The following is a 20,604-nucleotide window of genomic DNA, read 5'->3' on the forward strand; positions in this document are numbered from 1 at the left end:
TGCCAGGGAGAGCGCATGGCCGTCGTCGGGTTTATCGGTCTGGGGACCATGGGGGCGCCGATGGCGCGCAACCTTCTGAAGGCGGGGCACGCGCTGCGCGTCTTCGACGTCAGCGCCGAGGCCCGCGCGGCGCTGGCCGAGGCCGGGGCCGTTCCCGCCGACACCGCGCTTGCGGCCGCCGAGGGCGCCGAGTTCGTCATCACCATGCTGCCCAACGACGCCATCGTCTCGGCCGTGCATCTGGGCCCCGAGGGGCTGATCGAGACGCTGGCGGCGCGGCCGCTGCTGATCGACTGCTCGACCATCAGCCCCGACACCAGCCGCGCGCTGTCCCGCACAGCCGCGGCCAGGGGTTTCGCGATGATCGACGCGCCGGTTTCGGGCGGCCCCGGCGGCGCGACTGATGCCACGCTGTCCTTCATGGTCGGCGGCAGCGAGGCCGATTTCGCCCGCGCCGAGCCGATCCTGCAGGCGATGGGGCGGATGATCGTCCATGCCGGCGACAGCGGCGCCGGGCAGGTGGCCAAGCTGTGCAACAACATGACCGCCGCGGTGGTGATGGCCGCCACGGCCGAGGCGCTGGCGCTGGGCATCTCGCAGGGGCTCGACCCGGCGAAACTGTCCGGGATCATGGCCAACAGCTCGGCCGCCAGCTTCGTGCTGGACCGCTGGAACCCTTGGCCGGGGGTGATGCCCGAGGCCCCGGCAAGCCGCGGCTATACCGGCGGCTTCCAGCTGGGGCTGATGCTCAAGGACCTGAACCTCGCCATCGCCAATGCCCGCGACGCCGGCGCCTCGGTGCCCTTCGGCGCGCTGGCGCAAAGCCTGTACATGCTGCAGAACCGCCGCAGCCCCGACGCGGGCCGGGCGGATTTTTCCAGCATCCAGACGATTTTCACCCGGCCCTGCTGAGAGCCGCAACGGAGGAGACACCATGGAAAGCGCCATGCAATATATCGGCGGAGCCTTCGAGCCCGGCTTCGGCCAGCGCACCGGCCCCGTCTACAACCCCGCCACCGGCGACGTGGCCTATCAGCTGCATTACGCCGACCGCGCCACGCTGGACCGCCTGTGCGAGATCGCCGGCCCGGCCGGGCGCGAATGGGGCAACCAGTCCCACGCCCGCCGCATCCAGGTCATCTTCAAGATGCGCGAGCTGGTGATCCGCGACACCGAGATCCTGGCCGAGCTGATCGGCCGCGAGAACGGCAAGACCCTGGACGACGCCAAGGGCGAGATCGGCCGCGGGCTGGAGGCGCTGGAGTTCGCCGCCGCCGAGCCGCATGTCACCAAGGGCGAGTTCACCCGCAACGTCGGCGGCAACATCGACATGTTCTCGTTCCGCCAGCCGGTCGGGATCGTCGCCTGTATCTCGCCCTTCAACTTCCCGGTGATGGTGCCGCTGGCGATGACCGCGATGGCGGTCGCCACCGGCAACGCGGTGATCCTGAAGCCCTCGGAACGGGTGCCGGGCGCGGCCGCGCATCTGAGCAAGCTCTGGGCCGAGGCCGGCCTGCCCGCCGGCGTGTGGAACGTGGTGAACGGCGATGCCGAGATCGTGGACGCGATCCTGGAACACCCGGCGATCGCGGCGATCAGCTTTGTCGGCTCGACCCGGGTCGGCGAATACGTCTATAAGAAAGGCACCTCGCACAACAAGCGTGTGGCCTCGTTCACCGGCGGCAAGAACCACATGATCGTGCTGCCGGACGCCGATCTGGACCAGGCGGCCTCGGCCTTTGTCAGCGCCGGTTTCGGCGCGGCGGGGCAGCGCTGCATGGCGATTTCGGTCTGCGTGGTGGTGGGCGAGGAAACCGCCGACAAGCTGCGCGAGCGCATCGTCGCCCAGACCGCCAAGCTGCGGGTCGGCCCCTATGACATGAAGGGCGCGGATTACGGCCCGGTGGTCACCGCCGCCGCGCAGAAGACCGTCAACGACGCGATCGAGCGCGCCGTGACCGAGGGCGGCGAGCTGGTCGTCGACGGCCGCGGCCTGCAGGTCGAGGGCCACGAGGCCGGGTTCTTCTGCGGCCCCTCGCTGGTCGACCGCGTGACCATGGACATGCAGCTGTGGCAGGAAGAGATCTTTGGCCCGGTCCGCGCCATCATGCGCGCGCAGGACCTGGACGAGGCGATCGCCATCGTCAACGCCCATGAATACGGCAACGGCGCCGCGATCTTCACCCGCAGCGGCTACGCGTCGCAGCGCTTTGCCAACGAAGTCGAGGCAGGGATGCTGGGGGTCAACGTTCCGATCCCGATCCCGGTCGGCTATCACAACTTCGGCGGCCTGCGCCGCTCGAAGTTCGGCGAGGCGCATATGTTCGGTCCCGATGCGGCGCGGTTCTATACCAAGATGAAGACGGTCTCGCATCGCTGGCCGGAACCGGAATCGGTGGACGAAGGTCTGTCGATGTCCTTCCCCAGCAACAGCTGATCCGATATTGCCGGCGCCGCCGTTACGGCCGATGCGGCGCCGGCAGTTCCGCCCCAAGCCGGGGCAGGGGTTTTTCCGGCCACCAACGGGAGGTACTTGTAAATGAAGACTACGGTGAGTTTCGCAGCGGTGCTGCTGGCGACGACTGCCCTGGCCCAGGCCGAGATCTCGGATGGCGTCGTGCGCATCGGGGTGCTGACCGACATGTCCGGCCCCTATTCCGACTTCAGCGGCCCCACCTCGGTCGAGGCGGCGCGGCTGGCGGTCGAGGAGTTCAACGGCGGCACCAACGGCCTCAAGGTCGAGATCATCGCCACCGACCACCAGAACAAGGCCGACATCGCGGCCTCGACCGCGCGGCAGTGGTTCGACACCCAGGGCGTCGACGCGATCGCCGACATGACCAACTCGGCCGCCGCCATCGCGGTGACCACCATGGCCAAGGACCTGGGCAAGGTCACGCTGATGACCGGCCCGGCCACCACCGAGCTGACCAACGCCGCCTGTTCCCCCACCGGCTTCCATTGGGGCTGGGACACCTATTCGCAGTCCGTGGGCACCGCCTCGGCGCTGGTCGGGCAGGGGCTGAAGGACTGGTTCCTGATCACCGCCGACTATGCCTTCGGGCACCAGATGGCTGCCAGCCTGTCCGATACCGTCAAGGCCAACGGCGGCAACATCATCGGCGATGTGCGCCACCCGCTGAACACCATGGATTTCTCGTCCTTCCTGCTGCAGGCGCAGGCCTCGGGCGCGCAGGTGGTCGGGCTGGCGAACGGCGGCACCGACACGGTGAACGCGGTCAAGGGCGCGGCCGAGTTCGGCATCGCCCAGGCGGGCCAGACCATCGCCGCGCTGAACATCGTGATCAGCGACGTGCACGCCATGGGGCTGGAAACCGCGCAGGGGCTGACCGGCACCACCTCGTTCTATCATGACCGCGACGACGCCAGCCGCGAATTCGCGCAGCGCTTCATGGAGCGGACCGGCCGGATGCCGGGGATGATCCAGGCGGGCACCTATTCCTCGGTGCTGCACTACCTGCGGGCGGTGGATGCGCTGAACAGCGACGTGGGCACCGATGTCGCCGCCAAGATGCGCGAGACCCCGGTCAACGACGCCTTCGCACCGAACGGCCGCATCCGCGAGGATGGCCGCATGGTCACCGACATGTATCTGTTCCAGGTCAAGACCCCGGCGGAATCCTCGGGTGAGTGGGATTACTTCAAGATCCTGGCCACGATCCCCGCGGAAGAAACCGCGACCCCGCTGGAGCAGTCGACCTGCTATCTGGTCAACGGCTAAGGTCCCGCGGGCGAGGTCGCCCATACGGATGACAGGCAGGCCGGCCGGGCGTTGCGCGTGGCCGGTCTGTGCATTTCCGGCCGGTGGCAATTGTCCGCAGCCTCCGGCGGCGGCATGGTTGCCAAGCCGCCGTCGAACGGCGACAAGTTCCGCAAACAGGCTGCGGGTGGGAAGAGGCGATCAGCATGACCGTGGATACTGAACCGATGCCGCTGGCGGGAATGCGGGTGGCGGTGATCGGCGCCGGGACGATCGGGGCCAGCTGGGCGGCGCTGTTCCTGTCGCGCGGGATGCAGGTCGCGGTCAGCGACCCCGACCACGCCGCGCAGGCGCAGGTCCGCGCCTATATCGAGGGCGCCTGGCCCGCGCTGGACCGGCTGGGCCTGTCCCCCGCCGCCGATCCCGGCAACTGGAGCTTTCACGCCGACCCGCGCGAAGCTGCGGCCGGTGCGGCGCTGGTTCAGGAAAACGGCCCCGAGCGCGCGGACGTCAAGCGCGCGATCTTTGCGGCGCTGGAAGAAGTGATCGGCGACGACGCCATCGTCGCCTCCAGCACCTCGGGGCTGATCATGTCCGACCTGCAGCAGGGGCTGCGCCTGCCCGGGCGCTTTGCCATCGGCCACCCCTTCAACCCGCCGCATCTGATCCCGCTGGTCGAGGTGGTGGGCGGCAAGGCCACCGACGAGGCGGTGATCGCGCGGCTGATGGCGTTCTACGCGGCGCTGGGCAAGCGCCCGATCCGGCTGCACCGCGAGGTGCTGGGCCATCTGGCCAACCGGCTGCAGGCCGCGCTGTGGCGCGAGGCGGTGCACGCCGTCGCCAGCGGGCTGGCCAGCGTCAGCGACGTGGACACCGCGATCGCGCAGGGGCCGGGGCTGCGCTGGGCGATCTTCGGGCCGAACATGATCTTTGACCTGGCCGGCGGCGCCGGCGGCATGGCGCATTTTCTGGACCATATCGGCCCGGCGATGGAGGGCTGGTGGGCCGATCTCGGCGCCCCCGAGCTGACGCCCGAGGTCCGCGCCCAGCTGATCGCCGGCGCGCAGGAGGCGCGGCAGGGACGCTCTGGCGCCGAGCTGGCGCAGGAACGCGACCGGCTGCTGCTGGCGCTGATCGAGAGTTTTCGCGATCGCGATGCCGCCCCACTGCCGGACGCATCGGCCAAGCCCCGATGAAGCGGACGACGACGGCCCTCTGCGCGGTCACCGGGTCGGTCCACGGGCCCAAGATCTCGCGGCATCTGCCCGTGCGCCGGCGTTTGGATGCCACTGCATGAGCCATCTTTACACTCTGCCGCGTTTCGCGGATCGTGGCTGCGTCAAGCTGCCCTTTCTGGCCCGGAACGTCTTCGGGATCAGGGGCGGGATGGGGATGGATCCGGAAAAACCGATGCACATGAACGCCCCGGCGGACCGGCTGTCCGGCGCCGATGATCATCCGCCGGCGCCGGCGGCAGGGCGCCACCGGACGCGCCTCGTGCCGGCCGGCAGCGGCGGTGTCCGCGCCGGGCTGCCGGCCCGAACCCGCCGCAGCCTTGAGGAGTTGGGGCTGCAGCGCGCGACCGCCCCCCGGACGCGCGCGATATTGCAGGCCAAGGGCGGCGACGACGCCGCATTCTGACGAACAGGTCATACACCACGGGAGGATAACTGACCATGAAGACCAGCTTTGCAGCTGCTGCCGCCTGCGCCGTCGCGCTGGCCGCGACCACGGCGGGCGCCGAGATTTCGGACGGCAAGGTGAAGATCGCCGTTCTCAACGACATGAGCGGCGCCTATGCCGATGCCACCGGCATGGGCAGCGTCGAGGCCGTGCGCATGGCCATCGAGGAGTTCGGCGGCCAGGTGGCCGGGATGCCGATCGAGCTGGTCTATGCCGACCACCAGAACAAGCCCGACGTCGGCGCCTCGATCGCCAACCGCTGGATCGACACCGAACAGGTGGACGTGATCGTGGACGTGCCGACCTCGTCGGTGGCGCTGGCGGTGCAGGAAATCACCCGCGAAAAGAACCGCGCCTTCCTGATCTCGGGCGCCGGGGCCGAGCAGCTGACCGGCGAGGCCTGTTCCCCCACCACCGCGCACTGGGCCTATGACACCTACGGGCAGGCGCAGGGCATGGGGAAATACGGCGTCGAAACCCTGGGCGACAGCTGGTATTTCCTGACCGTGGACTATGCCTTCGGCCACGCGCTGGAAGCCTCGGTCACCCGGGTGCTTCAGGAAAGCGGCGCCACCGTCGTCGGCGCGGTCCGGCACCCGCTGGGGGTTTCGGATTTTTCGTCCTTTGTGCTGCAGGCGCAGTCCTCGGGCGCCAAGGTGATCGCGCTGGCCAATGCGGGCGCCGACACCATCAACTCGATCAAGCAGGCGCAGGAGTTCGGGGTGACGCAGGGCGGGCAGACGCTGGCCAACCTGCTGATGTTCCCGACCGACGTGCATTCGCTGGGGCTCGAGGCCGCGCAGGGCATGGCGCTGGTCGAAGGCTTCTATGCCGACCGCGACGAGCAGAGCCGCGCCTTTGCCGACGCCTTCATCCAGCGGCACGGCACGCTGCCCAGCATGATCCAGGCCGGCAGCTACTCGGCCGCGCGTCATTACCTGCAGGCGATCCAGGACCTGGGCTCGGACGAGGCCACGGCGGTTCTTGAGCAGATGCGCAAGACGCCGGTCAACGACGCCTTTGCCCTGAACGGCACGCTGCGCGCCGACGGGCGGATGGTCCACGACATGTATCTGATGCAGGTGAAATCCCCCGCGGAATCCAGCGGCGAGTGGGATTACTACAAGGTCCTGACCACGCTGCCGGGCGACGAGATCTATCGCCCGCTGGACCAAGGCGGCTGCCCGCTGGTCCAGAACTGATCCGCTGCCGCGTGGCGCGTGCTTGCGCCACGCGGTTCTTCCACGGCTTTCAGGGGGGATGACGATGGAGCTGGGCGTCACGGGGCTGCGGGTGCTGGTGACGGCGGGCGCGGGCGGGATCGGGCTCGAGATCGCGCGGGCGTTCCGGGCCGAGGGCGCGCGGGTGCATGTCTGCGACGTGGACCGTGACGCGCTGGACCGGCTGGCGGACAGCGACCCCGGGATATCGCAGTCCCATGCGGACGTGGCCGACCGCGGCAGCGTTGCGCAGCTGTTTTCGGATGCCACCGCCGCGCTGGGCGGGCTGGACGTGCTGGTCAACAACGCCGGGATTTCCGGCCCAACCGCCCCGGTGCAAGAGGTCGACCCCGAAGACTGGGACCGCACGCTTGCGGTCAATATCACCGGACAGTTCAACTGCGTGCGGCTGGCGGTGCCGCATCTGCTGGAAAGCGCGAATCCCTCGATCATCAACCTGTCCTCGGCCGCGGGGCGCTTCGGCTTTCCGCTGCGTTCGCCCTATTCCGCATCGAAATGGGCGGTGGTGGGCTTCACCAAGACGCTGGCGATCGAGCTGGGCCCCCAGGGCATCCGGGTGAACGCGATCCTGCCCGGCGTGGTCGAGGGCGAGCGCGTGAACCGTATCATCGCCAGCAAGGCCGAGGCCCGCGGCATCAGCATCGAGGAGATGCGGGCCGAGTTCCTGGGCAATATCTCGTTGCGCACCGCGGTCACCCCGCAGCAAATCGCCGACCAGATCGTCTTTCTGTGCTCGCCGCGCGGGCGGACCATCTCGGGGCAGGCGATTGCCATCGACGGAGATGCGCAGTCGCTGGCCTGACCCGCTGCCCCTCGCCTGAATAGGCCTATGCATGGCGAGCCTGCGCCGGAGGGCCGGGCCTGCGTCTGACGGGCCCGCGCCGGGCAAGCGCCCTGAAAAGGCGGGGTTTCCTGACGCCGGGCTGAAGCGATTTCCGCATCGCCGTCAGCGGGGCGCAAGTTTCGGGCGCCAATATTCGTCTCATGGATAACCGGGATCAAGGAGATGCCCCATGAAGACGACGCTCGCCACCCTCGCCCTGATCGCTGCGCTGCCGGCCACCGCCGCGCTGGCCGATGCGGAATGCAACGTCCCGCCGGAACAGCGGCAGTCCTTCGTGGCGCTGGCCGAGCTGGCCGATGATTTCGGCTGGTCGATCCACAAGATGGAGATCGACGACGGCTGCTACGAGCTGCGGGTGACCGACCAGGGCGGCAATGTGCTCAAGGTCACGCTGGACCCCGAGACGCTCGACGTGGTCGAGGGCAAGGTCAAGCGGTTCAGCACCGAGGCCCCGCGCCAGTAACCGCCCGCACTGCGGGTCCCGCCCCGCCCACGGGCGGCGGCGAAGCCCCTTCCAGCGCCCCTTCCCGCCCGCAGCGGGAGGGGGCGTTTCGTTTTTCGGCTCCGGTTCAACGGTGTCTGGTTCCAGTCCCCTGGCCGGTTACCCGGCTTCCGGTCCGCCGTTTGCCGGCCCTGAGTTCCTCCGGCCTCGCGGTCCCTTGGCTCGGGTCCTCGATGCCTGGTCCTCTATTCCCCGACGCTTGGCCCCGGTCCTCGATGCTTGGCCCTCGGTTCCTTCGACCCCGGTTCACGGTGCCGGGTCCAGCCCAGGCAAGGGCCGGGGTCCCGGCTCCAAACTGGGTCATGGGCTCTGATGGTGCCCGACCTTCGATTTCGATCCCTCTCGGCTCCGCAATCTCTGTTGGCCCCATGCTCCCCGATGCTTGACCTTCGGGCCCTTCGGCCTCGGGCTCACGGTGCCGGGTTCCATCGCAGGCGACAGCCGACGCCCCGGCGCCAGACCGGCGCACGCGGTCCGGTTAGTGTCCGGCGTCTCGGTCACCCTCGGGCTTCCTTCAGCTTCCCGGCTCACGTGCTGCGGGCTGTGGGGGCCGGGGGAGCGAGGGCGGCGGAAAATATCGCCTCGAACCCGTCCGTGCGGCCGCTGGCGGGAGAGCGCAGTTCCAGCGTGCCGCCGCTGCCGCTGGCGATGGCGTGCGCGATGGCCAGCCCCAGCCCGCTGCCGTTGGCGCTGGTCGTGCCGCGCTCGAAGGGGCGCAGCAGGCGGGACAGCTGCTCGGGCGGCACGGCGGGGCCGGCGTTGCTGACGCGCAGCACACCGGCCGGGGACAGCGCGACCTGCACCGGCTCGGGCGCGGCGCCGTCGGTGCCCGCGCCCTGGCCGTGGCGCTGTGCGTTTTCGATCAGGTTGCGCACCAGGATGGCGAAGGCGTCGGGGTCGATCGGCGCCATGACCGGGGTGTCGGGCAGGGTCAGCGCCACCGGGTGCGCGGGGTCGCGGCCCATCTCGGCCGCCAGCAGCCGCAGCACCGGCACCAGATCCGCCGGCGCCTCGGCCTGCAGGCGGCCGCCCTCGGCCCGGGCCAGCTGCATCAGCTTTTCCGACAGCCGCGCCAGCCGCTGCAGCGCGGCCTCGACCTGGCGGGCGCGGGCGCGGGTCGCCTCGTCCGGGGCCTCGATCACCAGCCGCTGCACCTGTGCCAGCGCCGCGGCGACCGGGGTGCGCAGCTCATGCGCCGAGTTGGCGGTAAAGCTGCGCTCGGCCTCGAGCGCATTGCGCAGCCGCGCCAGCAGGCGGTTGACGGCGCGGGCGTTGGGGCGGAACTCGGACGGCAGCCCCGCGTCGGAAATCGGCGACAGGTCGGTGCCGCTGCGCGCCTCGATCCCGGTACGGAAGCGCTGCACCGGCGCCATGGCGGTGCGCACCGCCAGCCACACCCCGATCAGGCTGAACGGCACGATCAGCACCAGCGGCAGCGCCAGTCGCAGCAGCAGCTCGCGCTCGGTCTGGCGGCGGTGGGCCAGCGGCTCGGCCACAGAGATGGTGATCGTGCCCTGCAGGGCCGCGTCGGAATAGATGCGGTGGGTGGCGGTCTCGGCAAAACCCATCCCGGCATAGGGCGGAAACACCGCCAGATCGGCCTGGTGCGAGCGGATGAGTACCCGCCCCGAGGCGTCGCGCACCAGATAGGTGAAATATTCGTCATGGGCGCGCAGGGTGGCCACGCTTTGCGTGCGGGCATCGCTTGGGTCGTCGGCCTCGTCGCCGGGCTCCCACTCCTCCTCGTCGGGCTCGCCGTCGTCGTCCTCGTCGCGGCCGATGATTTCCACCACCGCCAGCGGCAGCAGCCGCTGCCCGGTTTCCTCAAGCGCGCTGTCGAAGACCTGGCCCATCTCGCGGCGCAGCTGCTGGCCGGCCGCCACCAGCGCCAGCCCCCACAGCACCACCGCGCCCAGTGTCAGCCACAGCGCCAGCCGCCCCTGCAGGCTGGCCGGCGCCCTCACCGCCCGTCCCCCAGCCGGTAGCCCAGCCCGCGCATGGTCTCGATCACCCGCGCGCCCAACTTCTTGCGCAGGCGGCTGACGTGGACCTCGATGGTGTTGCTTTCGACCTCGGCGCCAAAGGCATAGAGCCGGTCTTCGAGCTGGCCCTTGGACAGCACCTGCCCGGGATGCTGCAGCAGCGCCTCGAACAGCGCCCATTCCCGCGCGGTCAGGTCGATGCGCTTGCCCGCGCGCCAGATGCCGCGGGTGGCCAGGTCGATCTGCAGCTCGCCCAGCTCCACCAGGGGGTTGGGGTTGCCGCAATAGCGCCGGGCGACGGCGGCCAGCCGCGCCGACAGCTCGGCCAGGTCGAAGGGCTTGGTCAGATAGTCGTCGGCGCCCGCGTTCAGCCCCTCGATCCGGTCCGAGATCTGGTCGAGCGCGGTCAGGATGATGACCGGGGTCACGTCGCCCCGCGCCCGCATCCCGCGCAGGAACCCGATGCCGCGCCCGTCCGGCAGCATCAGGTCGAGCAGCACCAGATCATAGGGCACCGCCGCCAGATGTTCGGCCGCCTCGTCCAGCCGGGTCACCCAGTCGGTGGAATGGCCGTCGGCGCTGATGTGGTCGCGCACCGCGGCGCCCAGGATGGTGTCGTCCTCGACCAGCAGAATCCGCATGTCGTCGCCCTTGTCGCAGCCAGGCCCCGTTGGGCCTGCTGTCCGCGGCGCCGCTGACGGGATGCTGACGTTGGTGTGACCCTCCTGTCAGCCTGCTGTCAGGATCGGGTGCCATCTTTGCGGACAGATGAGCTACCGCAAGGGGAAACACAATGAAGAAGCGGATTCTGATGATGGCCGTGGTCGCCGGGCTGGCCGGCGTGGGCGGCGCGGCATTCGCCGATGACGACGACTGCCAGGTCCCGATGGACCGCTGGCAGCCGCGCGCCGCGGTCGAGCAGATGGCCCGGACTCAGGGCTGGCAGGTCGACCGCATCAAGATCGACGACGGCTGCTACGAGATCCGGGGCGTGAATGCCCAGGGCGCGCGGTTCAAGGCCAAGCTCGACCCGCAGACGCTGGAGGTGGTCGAGTGGAAGCGCAAGGACCGGCGCGACGTCGACCGTGACGACGACGATGATCGCCGCCGCGACCGGCACCGGGACCACCGGCGCGACGCCGGGCGCGACGGGCAGCCGCTGCTGCCCGAGACGCGCGCCCCGGCCAATCCGCCCGCGGGCGGGGTCTTCGGCACCGGCGCGCCGCCCGCGGCGACGGTGCGCTAGGGCTGCGGTCCCGGCAATCGCCGGCCGGCGGATCGTGCCGGCGGAAAGGCAGGGTCCGGGCACGATCCGGGGGGCGGCATGGCCGCGAAGCTGGCGCGGTCCAGACCGCCCCGGGGCCGGCATTGCAGGGACACGCAGACCGGCCGGAGCCCCAGGCTCCGGCCGGTTTCGCATGGAAGAGGCGCGCGGGTGAGCGTCGATGCCCGGGGGAAAGCCATCGAGGCGCTGTTCTCGCATCCTTTCCGGCGGCGGGTCCTGCCCCGCCTGTCCGCCCGGTCCCCCGCAGGCCGGGCGGTTTTTTCTTTCCTGACGGCTTCCTGAAGCGGAAATCGCGGCGCCGTCAGGAACGGCTCAGCCGGGGGCGTCAGCATTGCAGCCCTAGGCAATCGCCGATCAAGGAAAGGCACAGGACCATGAAACCGCTTCTGGCGACATTGGCATTGACCACGGCGCTGGTGCTGCCCGGGCTGGCGCTGGCGCGCCCGGTCACGCTGACCACCACCATGAACAACTATGGCGGCGACGGCGCCTATCTGGCGCTTTACGTCACCGATGCGCAGGGCGCCTATGCGGGCAGCCTGTGGATGGCGGGGGCCAAGTCGAAATACTACGACCACCTGTCGGGCTGGTATCGCGCCACCGGCGGTGACACGGCGCAGGTCGCCGGCATCACCGGGGCCAGCGTCGGCGCGGGGCGCACGCTGGAAATCACCCTCGATCTGGCCGATGCGCTGTTCGACGCGGGCTACGTCCTGCACATCGACGCCGCGGTCGAGGACATGCGCGACAGCCCCGGCGAAATCGCGGTGCCGATCACCTCGGCCGGGGGCAGCGCGGCGGGCACGCGCTACATCGCCAGCTTTTCGTACCGCTAGGACAGGATCTCGCCATGACCCGCGCATTCCATCGCTGGCCGGGGCTGGTCGCCGCGCTGCTGGTGACGCTGCTGGCGCTTTCCGGTGCGGCGCTGTCGCTGTTCCCGGCGGCCGAGCGCCTTGCCGCCCCGCAGGCCGAAGCCGGCCTGACCGTGGCCGAGCTTTCCGGCCGTATCGCCGCCAGCCATCCGGGGCTGGAACAGATCCGCCGCGCGCCCTCGGGACGCATCACCGCCTGGTGGTTCGCCGACGGCCAGCCGCAATCGGCGGTGATCGACCCGGCGACCGGGCTGGATGTCGGCTCGGCCGACCCGAACCCGGTGCAGCGCTGGCTGACCGGGCTGCACCGCTCGCTGTTTCTGGGCGATGCCGGGCGGATGGTGGCGGCGGCGGGGGCGGCGGCGATGCTGCTGCTGTCGGGCTCGGGCATCCTGCTGGTGGCGCGGCGCGTCGGCGGCTGGCGGCACTGGTTCGCGCGGCTGCGCGGTCCGCTGTCCGGCCGGCTGCATGTCGAGATCGCCCGCGTCGCGGTGGTGGGGCTGGTGCTGTCCTCGGCCACGGCGCTGTGGATGAGTGCCTCGACCTTCGAGCTGCTGCCGGACGGCGCCTCGGCCCCGGTGTTCCCGGCCGAGGTCAGCGGCGCTACCGGGATGCAGCTTGCCGCCATCCCCGCCCTGCAGGCGCTGCCGGTGGCCGAGCTTGGCAGCCTGTCGCTGGCCGATCCGGCGGATGCGACCGATGCGCATCTGCTCAAGACCAGCGCGGGCAGCGGCTATCTGGACCAGGGGAATGGCGAGATGCTGTCCTGGGTGGCGCTGTCGCCTTGGCAGCGCCTGTCGGGCATCGTGAAGATGCTGCACACCGGGCGCGGCGCGGCGGTGCTGGGGCTGCTGCTGGGGCTGATGGCGCTGGGGGTGCCGGTGATGGCGGCGACGGGCGGCGTGCTGTGGCTGGCCGCCCGCCGCGCCCGCCCGCGCATCCGCGGCAACGCCCCGGCCGCGCGCGCCGACACCGTGCTGCTGGTCGGCAGCGAGGGCGGCACCACCTGGGGCTTTGCCGCCACGCTGCACGCGGCGCTGACCGCGGCGGGCCACAGCGTCCATGTGGCGCCGATGGCGGGTTTCGACCCGACGCGCCACCCGCAGGCGGCGCGGTTCATCGTGCTGGCCGCGACCTATGGCGACGGCGCCGCGCCTTCCTCGGCCAAGGGGTTCCTGGATCGGCTGGCGCAGCTGGACCGCGCGCCGGACGCGCCGCTGGCGGTGCTGGGCTTCGGCGACCGCGGCTTTCCGGACTATTGCGCCTATGCCGAGGCGGTGGCCGAGGCCGCCCACGCCAAGGGCTGGCCGCAGCTGCTGCCGCTGGCCACGGTGGACCGGCAGTCGCCGCAGGACTTCGCCCGCTGGGGCCGCGACCTTGGGCAGGCGCTGGGGCGGCCGCTCGAGCTGGTCCACCAGCCGGTGGTGCCGCGCACCGAGACCCTGCGGCTGCTGTCGCGCCGCGACTATGGGGCCGAGGTGCAGGCGCCGACGGTGGTCCTGCGCTTTGCCCGCCCGCGCCCGACGCTGTGGCAACGGCTGACCGGGCAGGGGCTGGCCCGCTATCGCGCCGGCGACCTGCTGGGGATCCTGCCCGAGGGCTCTTCCGTTCCGCGGCTTTATTCGCTGGCCTCGGGCGCGGGCGACGGGTTCGTCGAGATCGTGGTGCGCAAGCAGCCCGGCGGGCTGTGCTCGGGGCAGCTGTGCGATCTGGCGCCGGGCGACAGCGTGGCGGCGTTCCTGCGCCCGAACCCGGGCTTTCGCGCCCCCCGCGGCCGCTCTCCGCTGATCCTGATCGGTGCGGGCACCGGCATCGGGCCGCTGGCCGGCTTCATCCGCGGCAACCGCCGCCGCCGCCCGGTGCATCTGTTCTTCGGGATGCGCAAGGAGGACAGCGATTTCCTGTATCGCGAGGATCTGGCGCGCTGGCAGGAACAGGGGCGGCTGGCGCGGCTGTCCACCGCGCAGTCGCGCGGCCCGCAGCCGCATTACGTCCAGGACGCGCTGCGCCGGGACGCGGCCGAGGTCGCGGCCCTGGTCCGGCAGGGTGCGCAGGTGATGGTCTGCGGCGGCCGCGACATGGCTGCGGGCGTGCGGGCCGCGCTGGCCGAGATCCTTGCCCCCGCCGGGCTGACCCCGGCGCTGCTGAAAGCCGAGGGACGCTATGCCGAAGACGTGTTCTGACCCCTGCCGCCACGCACTGAACGGCCCCACCATGGGCACGCGCTGGTCGGCGCTGTTCTTCGCCCCGTCCGGGTTCGACCCGAGCCCGGTCGCCGCGGCGCTGCAACGCGCGGTCGATGAGGTCGATGCGCAGATGTCGCTGTGGCGGGCGGACAGCGACCTGCTGCGCCTGAACGCCGCCCCGCCCGGCGACTGGGTGGCGCTGCCGGCGCAGCTGATGGCGGTGCTGGCGCTGGCGCTGCGGATCGGGCGCGCCTCGGGCGGGGCCTTCGACATCGGCGTGGGCGATGCGGTCGCCGCCTGGGGCTTTGGCCCCGCCCCGGCGGACCCCGAGCGGATCGCCCGCGCGCTGGACGTCCCCCGGCCGCCTGCGCATGAGCTGTTGGAGCTTGACCCAGCCCGCGGCCACGCCCGCAAGCGCGCGCCGGTGGTGCTGGACCTCAACGGCATCGCCAAGGGGCACGGCGTCGACCGGCTGGCCGCGACCCTGCGCGCCCACGGTATCGATGCCGCGCTGGTTGGCATCGACGGCGAGCTGCGCGCCATGGGGCTGCGCCCCGACGGCAGCGCCTGGCCGATCGCGGTCGAGGACCCCGATCCCGCCCGCCGCGCCGCCCGTGCGGTGCTTGCGCTGCAGGACGCGGCGGTGGCGACCTCGGGCGATTATCGCCACCGGGTGCGGGTGGGCGCGCGCGAACTGTCGCACACCATGGACCCGCGCCGCGGCGGGCCGCTGCCGGACCCGCCCGCCTCGGTCACGGTGGTGGCGCCGGACTGCGCCAGCGCCGACGCCTGGGCCAGCGCGCTGTTGGTGCTGGGGGCAGAGCGCGGCGCGGCCTTGGCGCGTCGGCTGGGCCTGGACGCGCTGTTCCTGCTGCGCGAGGACGGCGCGATCCGGGCGCAGCCGGTCGGGCGGCTGTTCGGCGCGGGCTGACGCGGGACCTGTGGAAAAGGGCTTGCGGGGTGGCCCCACTGGCGGAATCCTGATGGCGGCCGCCCGCCCGCCGCCGCTTCACCAAGGAGCCCCGAGATGCTGGCAGATTTCCCGCTGATCATCGACCACGCGCAGCTGGTGGTGCAGGCCGGCGACCATCCCGCCCCCGGGCTGCTGTGGACCCAGGATCACGTCGCGCAAGGCTTCGCCTGGTCGGAACGGCTGGTGTCCTTCGGCGTCCCCGACCACGACGGCGAAGCCCGCATCCAGGTCGAGTTGAGCGCCACCGCCACGCTGGACCCGCAGGCGCTCTGGGCGGTGCAGGTGCCGTTCCGGGTGACCGGGCCGCTGCGGATCGGCACGATCTTCGACACCACCCCGGTCGCGGTCCCAAATGGCAGCTATATCGTCACCTATCAGGGACTTCCCGGCCCGCCCGGCGCCTATCTGCTGCGGCTGAGCTTTACCCTCGAGGACGCCCCCAGCTTCCGCATCCTGAAGCGGGGCGGGGACATCACCGCCGAGCAGGTGCTGCGCCGCGACGCCGAGCCTGCCTCGCCGGTCGGACAGTAACGGTTGCCGGGAACGACTCCTCCTCGCGCCGGGTTGGGGTGCTGTCCGCAACAAACCGATCTGCACCCATGGCGCCGCGCTCGTTCTGGAGAGGTTATCTCAAGCTGTCGCTGGTCACCTGCCCGGTGACCATGGCGCCCGCGACCAGCGAATCCGGCAAGGTCCGCTTTCACACGCTGAACGCCCGCACCGGTAACCGCGTGGTCAGCCGCTATGTCGATGCGGTAACCGCCCGCCCGGTCCCCGACGAGGATCAGGCCCGCGGCTATCCCCGCGGCGAGGACGAGTTCGTGCTGCTCGAGGATGACGAGCTGGACAGCATCGCGCTGGAAAGCACCCGCACCATCGACATCGAGATGTTCGTGCCCGCCGATTCCATCGGCTGGATCTGGTACGATACCCCGCATTACCTGGCCCCCGCCGACCGCATCGGGGAAGAGGCGTTCTCGGTCATCCGCGAGGCGATGGCGGACACCGGCATGGTGGGGATCGCGCGGCTGGTGCTGTACCGGCGCGAACGCGCGGTGATGCTCGAGCCGCGGGGCCGGGGGATCGTGGTCTGGACCCTGCGCTATGGCGACGAACTGCGCGATCCCCGCGACTATTTCGACGCCATCGCGCCGGAAAAACCCGCCGCCGCGGCGATGGCGCTGATGAAGCAGCTGATCCGCGAACACACGCGCGACTGGGACCCCGGGATGGCCACCGACCCCGTGCAGGAGCGGCTGCTGGAGATCATCGCCGCCAAGAAAAAGCGCCAGAAGCGCCCGGCTAGGGCGAGGACGGCGGCCGAGCCCCCCGACAACGTGGTCAACATCATGGACGCCCTGAAACGCAGCCTCGCGGCAGAGCGGAAGAAATAGCTTGATCGTTGCCCGGACCGGGCCGATGCGGCCCCGCCTCGCGCGCCCCTCAGATATGTCTGTGCGCAGCCATCTCCGGCACGCGGCGGCATACCGGAACGGCGCGGGGCAGATGCTGAACGGATCGAGCGGTTGCGCGTGAAACAAAGGGGGTGTGAGGGTGGGTTGGCCTCGAACCAACATCGATCAGCCTATTTGTCGGCTCATCCCCATTACCAGTCTGGCACACGACCCCACAGGATCAACATCGCCATGGTGGAAAGCGAAATCAAGCATGGCCGGACCAGCGCGCCTTGCAGGGGCGGCACTCTCGCCCAAGCCAGCCTCCGCCCAGCAGCAACTGGCCGCAACCGGATAATCCCGCTCGATCCCGCAGGATGGCAGGCGCTGCAGGTTAACCCTGCGGAACAATTGGGCGCATGATCCTTCTTCCTTGCAGAAATATCCCGGGGGTCCGGGGGCCGCGCCCCCGGTTCGCCCCCCGACGCTGCCGTTCAAAAACCGCCCGGACTCACTTCCCCGGCTTCAACGGTGCCGCGGCGGCCAGATATCCCTCCCACGGGTCGCGGCGCAGGGCTGCCAGCCTTGTGGGCAGGTTGTCCAGGGTGAAGTGATCCGGGCCGATCTCGGGCGACAGCTCGTCCCATTCCAGCGGGGTCGAGACCGCGGCGCCGGGGCGGGCGCGGGGGCAATAGGCGGCGACCGCGGTGGCGCCGCGCTGGTTGCGCAGATAGTCGATCAGGATCTTGCCCTTGCGCTTGGCCTTGCTGATCGTGGCGACGTAGCGGTCGGGCGCGTCCGCCGCCATCGCCTCGGCCATCGCCTTGGTGAAGGCCTTGACCTCGGCCCAGGCCGCATGGGGTTTCAGGGGCGAGACCACATGCAGCCCCTTGCCGCCCGAGGTCTTGACGAAGGCCGCCAGCCCCGCCGACTGCAGCCGCTCGCGCAGTTCCAGCGCGCCGTCGATCACCCGCTGCCAGGGGACGCCCTCGCCGGGGTCGAGGTCCATGGTGATCATGTCCGGGCGTTCCCAATCCTCCAGCGTCGCGCCCCAGGGGTGGATTTCCAGCGCCGCCGACTGGACCAGGCCGATCAGCCCGTCCAGATCCTCGATGGCGATCAGCGGGTCGCCGGGGTCCTTGGGGTCCTCGACCAGGCGGATATTGCGGTTTAGCCCCTTCCAGGCGTGTTTCTGGAAGAACTTCTGGCCGTCGATCCCGTCGGGGCAGCGCAGCAGCGCCAGCGGCCGGTTGACCACAAAGGGCGCGATGCGGCGCCAGACCTGGGTGTAATAATCGGCCAGCCCCTCCTTGGTGATGCCCTGTTCGGGCCAATACACGCGGTCGGGATGGGTCAGGATCACATTCGGGCGCGGGGCTTTCGGGGCTGGTTCAGCCGGGGTCTCGCGCACGATCTCGGTGGCGGGCTTGTCCTCGCGCAGCCCGCGAAAGGCCGCGTGGCGCAGATGGCCGTCGGCGGTCCAGGCGCGGAACTCGACCTCGGCCACCAGCTCGGGGCGCACGAAACGCACCTGCCGCGCCTGCTCGGCGGTCAGGCGCCCGGCAAAGGGGCTGGCGTCGGCGCGGATGCGTTCCAGCCGCTGGAACAGCTCTTCGGCCACGGCGGTGGAAAACCCGGTGCCGACGCGGCCGACATGCACCAGCCGATCACCCTCGAACACGCCCAGCACCAGCGACCCCACCGCCTGCCGCGCGGTGGACGAGGGCACATAGCCGCCGATCACGAACTCCTGCCGGGCCGAGCATTTCGACTTGATCCAGGACTTGCCGCGGCCGGGGCGATAGGGGACGTCGCGCAGCTTGGACACGATGCCTTCAAGGCTCAGCCGGCAGGCGTGGCGCAGCACCATGGCGCCGCTTTCCTCGAAATGGCTGCTGTAGCGCAGCCGGCCGCCGGCCTCGGCCAGCACCCTCTCCAGCAGCGCCTTGCGCTCGACCAGCGGCAGGTCGCGCAGGGAATACCCGTCCAGATGCAGCAGGTCGAAACCGTAGAAAATGAAACGATCGCTGCGCCCCTCGCTCAGATCCGCCTGCAGCGCCGAGAAATCCGAGGCGCCGCTGCCCGCCTCGACCACCATCTCGCCGTCGATCAGCGCGGTGCCGAGGGGCAGGTCGCGCAGTTCGGCGATCACCTGCTTGCCGAAGCGGTCGGTCCAGTCCAGCCCGCTGCGGGTCAGCAGTTTTACCCGCCCGGCCTCGATCCGCGCCTGCAGGCGGTAGCCGTCGAACTTGATTTCGTGCAGCCAGCGCTTGCCGGTGGGGGCCGAGGGCGCCAGCGTGGCCAGCATCGGCGCGATGAAATCCGGCAGATGCTCCTTTTCCGTGCCCTTGATCGCGCCGGGGTCGGGGGTCGGGGCTTCGGTTTCCTCCTCGGGCTCGGGTTTGCGGGCGCGGGGCTTGCGCCTGGGGATCGGCCCGGTTTTCGAGGACCAGCCGGGCTCCTCTCCGGCCACCTCGGCGATCTCGCGGCCGGTCTTCACCGATTCCGGGCGCTCGGTCAGGATGTCGGGGTCGTCCGGGTTGCGGGCGAATTCGTCGTCGCCCTTGATCAGCAGCCAGTTCTCGCGCCGCTCTCCGGGCTTGCCCTGCATGCGGATCAGATGCCAGCGCCCGTGCAGCTTTTCGCCGGCAAGCTCGAACTCCATGTGCCCCTTGGCATAGCCGCGGGCCGCGTCGCCGATGGGGGTCCAGCTGCCGCGGTCCCAGACGATCACCGTGCCGCCGCCGTATTCGCCCTTGGGGATGGTGCCCTCGAAATCGCCATAGGCGAGCGGGTGGTCCTCGACATGCACGGCCAGCCGCTTTTCGCCGGGGACCAGACTGGGGCCGCGGGTCACCGCCCAGCTTTTCAGCACCCCGTCCATTTCCAGCCGGAAATCGTAATGCAGCCGGCGCGCGGCGTGTTTCTGGATAACGAAGCTGTTGCCGCCCTTCCTGCCGCGCCGTCCCTTGGGTTCCGGCGTGGCGGTGAAGTCGCGCTTCTCGCGATAGGTTTCCAGCGCCATGGCTCAGCCCGCCTTGCGCTTGGACGGCGCCTTGGCCTTGCCTCGGGCGGGCTTGTCGCCCAGCCGCGCGCTTTCGCGCAGCGCCTGCATCAGGTCCACCACCTTTTCGCGCCGCGGCGCCGGGCGCGGGGCGATCTCGCGGCCCTCGATCTTGGCGCGCACCAGTTCTTCCAGCGCCGATTCGTAGCGGTCGTCGAAGGCGGCGGGGTCGAACTTGCCGATCTTGGTCTCGATGATATGGCGGGCAAGGTCGAGCATCTCGCCCCCGATCTCCAGCGCCGGGATGTCCCGGAACGCCGCCTCGGCCGAGCGGACCTCGTAGTCGAAGTTCAGCGTGGTGGCGACCAGCCCTGGCCCATGGGCGCGGATCAGCACCGTGCGCATCCGGCGAAACAGCACCGTGCGGGCGATGGCCGCCACCCCTGCCGCCGCCATGCCGTCGCGGATCAGGGCAAACGCCTCTTGCCCGCTGCGGTCCGAGGGGGCGAGGTAATAGGGCTTGTCGAAATACACGTCGTCGATTTCGCCGCAGGGCAGGAAGGCCTCGACCGCCAGCATCTTGTCGCTGTCGGGGATGGCGGCGGCGATTTCTTCGGGGTCGAGCACGATATGCTCGCCCTCGGCCAGCGCGTAGCCCTTGACCTGATCCTCGCGCGGGACCGGCTTGCCGGTCTCGGCGTCCACGAACTCGCGGTGGACGCGGTGGCCGGTGGCGCGGTTGATGGTGTGAAAGGCGATGCGGTCCGAGGTCGAGGCCGCGGTGTAGAGCGCCACCGGACAGGCGACCTCGCCGATCTTCAGCACGCCCTTCCAGTTCGCCCGCGGTGCCATGCCCGGTCTCCTGCCCAACCTGCCCGGGATCAATGGCCGGGCAGCCCCCGCGGTTCCGCCGG

General features: G+C 70.5%; 18 protein-coding genes. 14 read left to right on the plus strand and 4 right to left on the minus strand.

The window, feature by feature from the left end; all coding sequences use genetic code 11:
• Nucleotides 1-15: 15 nt before the first annotated feature.
• From mmsB to RSP45_RS12565, 8 genes are all read left to right on the plus strand, one after another.
• The gene (mmsB, locus tag RSP45_RS12530) at nt 16-912 is read left to right on the plus strand and encodes a 3-hydroxyisobutyrate dehydrogenase (protein WP_415392181.1); all 897 of its coding nucleotides are present in this window, start codon (nt 16-18) and stop codon (nt 910-912) included.
• A gap of 22 nt (nt 913-934) precedes the next feature.
• The gene (locus RSP45_RS12535; protein ID WP_415392182.1) at nt 935-2,437 is read left to right on the plus strand and encodes a CoA-acylating methylmalonate-semialdehyde dehydrogenase; all 1,503 of its coding nucleotides are present in this window, start codon (nt 935-937) and stop codon (nt 2,435-2,437) included.
• A gap of 102 nt (nt 2,438-2,539) precedes the next feature.
• Nucleotides 2,540-3,742: an ABC transporter substrate-binding protein gene (locus RSP45_RS12540; protein ID WP_415392183.1), complete on the plus strand. Its 1,203-nt coding sequence runs from the start codon at nt 2,540-2,542 to the stop codon at nt 3,740-3,742.
• A gap of 185 nt (nt 3,743-3,927) precedes the next feature.
• A complete protein-coding gene (locus RSP45_RS12545) occupies nt 3,928-4,917 on the plus strand; it encodes a 3-hydroxyacyl-CoA dehydrogenase NAD-binding domain-containing protein (RefSeq protein WP_415392184.1) in 990 nt (329 codons plus the stop codon).
• Nucleotides 4,918-5,014: 97 nt separating this feature from the next.
• Nucleotides 5,015-5,362, plus strand: coding sequence for a 3-keto-5-aminohexanoate cleavage protein (locus RSP45_RS12550; protein ID WP_415392185.1), 348 nt, complete (start codon nt 5,015-5,017; stop codon nt 5,360-5,362).
• A 35-nt stretch (nt 5,363-5,397) separates the two neighbouring features.
• Nucleotides 5,398-6,606, plus strand: a complete 1,209-nt coding sequence (locus tag RSP45_RS12555) for an ABC transporter substrate-binding protein (protein WP_415392186.1) — start codon at nt 5,398-5,400, stop codon at nt 6,604-6,606.
• 58 nt (nt 6,607-6,664) lie between these two features.
• Entirely contained in the window at nt 6,665-7,447 is a 783-nt protein-coding gene (locus tag RSP45_RS12560; protein WP_415392187.1) for an SDR family oxidoreductase, read from the plus strand.
• Between the two features lie 211 nt (nt 7,448-7,658).
• On the plus strand, nt 7,659-7,952 hold the full coding sequence (locus RSP45_RS12565) for a PepSY domain-containing protein (protein ID WP_415392188.1): 294 nt from the start codon (nt 7,659-7,661) through the stop codon (nt 7,950-7,952).
• 566 nt (nt 7,953-8,518) lie between these two features.
• On the opposite strand, the gene RSP45_RS12570 is transcribed toward RSP45_RS12565, so the two are convergent.
• Together RSP45_RS12570 and RSP45_RS12575 are read right to left on the minus strand one after the other, a co-directional pair.
• Entirely contained in the window at nt 8,519-9,955 is a 1,437-nt protein-coding gene (locus tag RSP45_RS12570) for a sensor histidine kinase (protein ID WP_415392189.1), read from the minus strand.
• Entirely contained in the window at nt 9,952-10,614 is a 663-nt protein-coding gene (locus RSP45_RS12575) for a response regulator transcription factor (protein ID WP_324327291.1), read from the minus strand. Before RSP45_RS12575 ends, RSP45_RS12570 begins: the two co-directional genes overlap by 4 nt.
• 152 nt (nt 10,615-10,766) lie before the next feature.
• On the opposite strand from RSP45_RS12575, the gene RSP45_RS12580 reads away from it, so the two are divergent.
• The 6 genes from RSP45_RS12580 to RSP45_RS12605 all read left to right on the plus strand — a co-directional run bounded on the left by RSP45_RS12580 (nt 10,767) and on the right by RSP45_RS12605 (nt 16,686).
• The gene (locus RSP45_RS12580; RefSeq protein WP_415392190.1) at nt 10,767-11,219 is read left to right on the plus strand and encodes a PepSY domain-containing protein; all 453 of its coding nucleotides are present in this window, start codon (nt 10,767-10,769) and stop codon (nt 11,217-11,219) included.
• A gap of 413 nt (nt 11,220-11,632) precedes the next feature.
• Nucleotides 11,633-12,094 (plus strand): DUF2271 domain-containing protein, encoded by a 462-nt coding sequence (locus RSP45_RS12585; protein ID WP_415392191.1) that lies wholly within the window; start codon nt 11,633-11,635, stop codon nt 12,092-12,094.
• 14 nt (nt 12,095-12,108) lie between these two features.
• The gene (locus tag RSP45_RS12590) at nt 12,109-14,316 is read left to right on the plus strand and encodes a PepSY domain-containing protein (protein WP_415392192.1); all 2,208 of its coding nucleotides are present in this window, start codon (nt 12,109-12,111) and stop codon (nt 14,314-14,316) included.
• Nucleotides 14,297-15,250 (plus strand): FAD:protein FMN transferase, encoded by a 954-nt coding sequence (locus RSP45_RS12595; protein ID WP_415392193.1) that lies wholly within the window; start codon nt 14,297-14,299, stop codon nt 15,248-15,250. The genes RSP45_RS12590 and RSP45_RS12595 overlap by 20 nt, the downstream gene beginning before the upstream one ends.
• A gap of 96 nt (nt 15,251-15,346) precedes the next feature.
• On the plus strand, nt 15,347-15,823 hold the full coding sequence (gene comJ / locus RSP45_RS12600; RefSeq protein ID WP_415392194.1) for a competence protein ComJ: 477 nt from the start codon (nt 15,347-15,349) through the stop codon (nt 15,821-15,823).
• 68 nt (nt 15,824-15,891) lie between these two features.
• A complete protein-coding gene (locus RSP45_RS12605) occupies nt 15,892-16,686 on the plus strand; it encodes a Ku protein (RefSeq protein WP_415392195.1) in 795 nt (264 codons plus the stop codon).
• Nucleotides 16,687-17,197: 511 nt separating this feature from the next.
• Here the strand turns inward: RSP45_RS12605 and ligD are convergent.
• A complete protein-coding gene (ligD, locus tag RSP45_RS12610; RefSeq protein WP_415392196.1) occupies nt 17,198-19,711 on the minus strand; it encodes a DNA ligase D in 2,514 nt (837 codons plus the stop codon).
• 3 nt (nt 19,712-19,714) lie between these two features.
• Nucleotides 19,715-20,542 (minus strand): Ku protein, encoded by an 828-nt coding sequence (locus tag RSP45_RS12615; protein WP_415392197.1) that lies wholly within the window; start codon nt 20,540-20,542, stop codon nt 19,715-19,717.
• Between the last annotated feature and the right edge of the window lie 62 nt (nt 20,543-20,604).

The sequence above is a fragment of the Paracoccus sp. SJTW-4 genome (assembly GCF_047716885.1).
Lineage (GTDB): Bacteria > Pseudomonadota > Alphaproteobacteria > Rhodobacterales > Rhodobacteraceae > Paracoccus > Paracoccus solventivorans.

Bases quoted from the DNA above. Each gene is read 5' to 3' on its own strand.
- RSP45_RS12555 (WP_415392186.1), top strand. From the start codon at position 5,398: ATGAAGACCAGCTTTGCAGCTGCTGCCGCCTGCGCCGTCGCGCTGGCC.
- RSP45_RS12590 (WP_415392192.1), top strand. From the start codon at position 12,109: ATGACCCGCGCATTCCATCGCTGGCCGGGGCTGGTCGCCGCGCTGCTG.
- RSP45_RS12605 (WP_415392195.1), top strand. From the start codon at position 15,892: ATGGCGCCGCGCTCGTTCTGGAGAGGTTATCTCAAGCTGTCGCTGGTC.
- mmsB (WP_415392181.1), top strand. From the start codon at position 16: ATGGCCGTCGTCGGGTTTATCGGTCTGGGGACCATGGGGGCGCCGATG.
- RSP45_RS12565 (WP_415392188.1), top strand. From the start codon at position 7,659: ATGAAGACGACGCTCGCCACCCTCGCCCTGATCGCTGCGCTGCCGGCC.
- RSP45_RS12545 (WP_415392184.1), top strand. From the start codon at position 3,928: ATGACCGTGGATACTGAACCGATGCCGCTGGCGGGAATGCGGGTGGCG.
- RSP45_RS12560 (WP_415392187.1), top strand. From the start codon at position 6,665: ATGACGATGGAGCTGGGCGTCACGGGGCTGCGGGTGCTGGTGACGGCG.
- RSP45_RS12540 (WP_415392183.1), top strand. From the start codon at position 2,540: ATGAAGACTACGGTGAGTTTCGCAGCGGTGCTGCTGGCGACGACTGCC.
- RSP45_RS12585 (WP_415392191.1), top strand. From the start codon at position 11,633: ATGAAACCGCTTCTGGCGACATTGGCATTGACCACGGCGCTGGTGCTG.
- RSP45_RS12550 (WP_415392185.1), top strand. From the start codon at position 5,015: ATGAGCCATCTTTACACTCTGCCGCGTTTCGCGGATCGTGGCTGCGTC.
- RSP45_RS12615 (WP_415392197.1), bottom strand. From the start codon at position 20,542: ATGGCACCGCGGGCGAACTGGAAGGGCGTGCTGAAGATCGGCGAGGTC.
- comJ (WP_415392194.1), top strand. From the start codon at position 15,347: ATGCTGGCAGATTTCCCGCTGATCATCGACCACGCGCAGCTGGTGGTG.
- RSP45_RS12575 (WP_324327291.1), bottom strand. From the start codon at position 10,614: ATGCGGATTCTGCTGGTCGAGGACGACACCATCCTGGGCGCCGCGGTG.
- ligD (WP_415392196.1), bottom strand. From the start codon at position 19,711: ATGGCGCTGGAAACCTATCGCGAGAAGCGCGACTTCACCGCCACGCCG.
- RSP45_RS12535 (WP_415392182.1), top strand. From the start codon at position 935: ATGGAAAGCGCCATGCAATATATCGGCGGAGCCTTCGAGCCCGGCTTC.
- RSP45_RS12595 (WP_415392193.1), top strand. From the start codon at position 14,297: ATGCCGAAGACGTGTTCTGACCCCTGCCGCCACGCACTGAACGGCCCC.
- RSP45_RS12580 (WP_415392190.1), top strand. From the start codon at position 10,767: ATGAAGAAGCGGATTCTGATGATGGCCGTGGTCGCCGGGCTGGCCGGC.